Here is a 2,005-nt window from a genome sequence, read left to right as displayed (position 1 = left end):
TGGGTCCAGCTCCGCTAGCGCATCAAACCGGCGGCAACCGCCATTCGATCGGTTTCTCGCCATGTTGCTCGAGAAACTTGTTGGTCCGGCTGAAATGCCCGCAGCCGATGAATCCCCGATGGGCCGACAGCGGTGACGGGTGGACCGAGGTCAGCACCAGGTGCTTGGTCGCGTCGATCAGTTTCTGTTTGCTCTGCGCATGGGCGCCCCACAACAGGAACACCAGGTGTGGCTGGTGTTCGCTGACCACTTCGATGACCCTGTCGGTAAAGTGCTGCCAGCCTTTTTTGGCGTGGGCGTTGGCATTGGCGCGCTCCACGGTCAAGGTCGTGTTGAGCAGCAACACACCCTGGTCGGCCCAGCTTTGCAGATAGCCATGGTTGGGAATGTCGATGTTCAGGTCGCGCTTCAATTCCTTGTAGATGTTCACCAGCGAAGGCGGTGTCGGCACGCCCGGCTGCACTGAAAAGCACAAGCCATGGGCCTGGCCCGGACCGTGATAAGGGTCCTGGCCAAGAATCACAACCTTGACCTTGTCCAGCGGCGTGGAATTGAGCGCATTGAAAATCAACGGCGCGGGCGGATAGATCTCCTTGCCGGCCGCGTATTCACCGCGCAGGAACTCGCGCAACTCTGCCATGTAGGGCTGGTCGAATTCGGCACGCAGTGCCTGCTTCCAGCTCGGTTCGAGTTTGATACGGTCGTCAGCAGTCATGGGCACACCCGTTAAAAACAATGGGCGCACCCTAGGAAAGGCGACAAGGCTTGTCAATTGATCTGACGCTGATCCGACACTTTCCACCGCAGCAGTCATACTGATCATTCAATTTTCTGATCGAGGTCACGATGAATCTGCACTTCGAAGAACTCGCTGGTATCAACGGTGCGCGACTCGGCATCGCCACCCTGGATGCGGAAAAATCCCTGAACGCCCTGACTATGCCGATGATCAACGCCCTGCATGATCGCCTGGATGCCTGGGCCAGGGAGCCGCAGATCGTTTGTGTATTGCTGCGCGGCAATGGCGCCAAGGCGTTCTGTGCCGGTGGCGAAGTGCGCAGTCTGGTGGAAGCCTGCCGCGCCCATCCCGGCGAGGTGCCGCCACTGGCCGCGCAATTCTTCGCGGCTGAGTATCGCCTGGATTTCAACCTGCACACCTACCCCAAGCCTCTGCTGTGCTGGGGGCACGGCTATGTGCTGGGCGGTGGCATGGGTTTGCTGCAAGGCGCAAGCACGCGGATTGTCACGCCGAGCAGTCGCCTGGCGATGCCGGAGATCAGCATCGGCCTGTATCCGGACGTCGGCGCCAGTTGGTTCCTGTCGCGCCTGCCGGGCAAGCTCGGGCTGTTCCTCGGCCTGACCGGTGCGCATATGAATGCCCGTGACGCCATAGACCTTGGCCTGGCCGACCGTTTCCTGCTCGATGGGCAGCAGGACGATTTGATCGAGGGCCTGCTGCAACTCAACTGGCAGGAACAGACCGAGATGCAGCTCAACAGTCTGCTCAAGGCCTTGCAGCAAGAAGCCTTCGCTCAACTGCCCGAAGCCCAATGGCTGCCTCGCCGGGAGAAGATCGATGAATGGCTGGATGTCAGCGATGTGCGCTGCGCCTGGAAAGCCCTGAGCCTGCTCGTGGATCATTCCGATCCGCTGATCGCCCGGGCAGCCAAGACCATGACCGAAGGCTCACCGCTGACGGCGCACCTGGTCTGGGAGCAGATCGCCCGCGCGCGGCATTTGTCCTTGGCGGGGGTGTTCCGCATGGAATACACCCTGAGCCTCAACTGCTGCCGCCATCCGGAGTTCAGCGAAGGCGTGCGGGCACGGTTGATCGACAAGGACCACAAGCCCCGTTGGCACTGGCCGGACATCAACCACGTGCCCGTGGCTGCGGTCGAGGCGCATTTTTATAAGGCGTGGGAAGGGCGGCATCCGCTGGCGGACTTGTCCAACGAATAAACGAGCCTGAAAAGAGATCCCTGTGTGGGAGCGAGCTTGCTCGCGA

Annotated in this window: 2 protein-coding genes; one reads left to right on the top strand and one right to left on the bottom strand. The window is 60.8% G+C overall.

From position 1 onward, the window contains the following. Nucleotides 1–22: 22 nt before the first annotated feature. Entirely contained in the window at nt 23–715 is a 693-nt protein-coding gene (gene ung / locus OC610_RS26440; RefSeq protein ID WP_264432132.1) for a uracil-DNA glycosylase, read from the bottom strand. Nucleotides 716–846: 131 nt separating this feature from the next. On the opposite strand from ung, the gene OC610_RS26435 reads away from it, so the two are divergent. After that, nucleotides 847–1,959, top strand: a complete 1,113-nt coding sequence (locus tag OC610_RS26435; RefSeq protein ID WP_264432130.1) for an enoyl-CoA hydratase/isomerase family protein — start codon at nt 847–849, stop codon at nt 1,957–1,959. Nucleotides 1,960–2,005: the final 46 nt, after the last annotated feature.

This window comes from Pseudomonas agronomica (assembly GCF_025917275.1).
In the GTDB taxonomy this organism is placed as follows: Bacteria; Pseudomonadota; Gammaproteobacteria; order Pseudomonadales; family Pseudomonadaceae; genus Aquipseudomonas; species Aquipseudomonas agronomica.
Note: the sequence above shows the minus strand (reverse complement) of the source record. Positions and strands in the feature narration are given on the sequence as shown.

Bases quoted from the DNA above. Each gene is read 5' to 3' on its own strand.
- ung (WP_264432132.1), bottom strand. From the start codon at position 715: ATGACTGCTGACGACCGTATCAAACTCGAACCGAGCTGGAAGCAGGCA.
- OC610_RS26435 (WP_264432130.1), top strand. From the start codon at position 847: ATGAATCTGCACTTCGAAGAACTCGCTGGTATCAACGGTGCGCGACTC.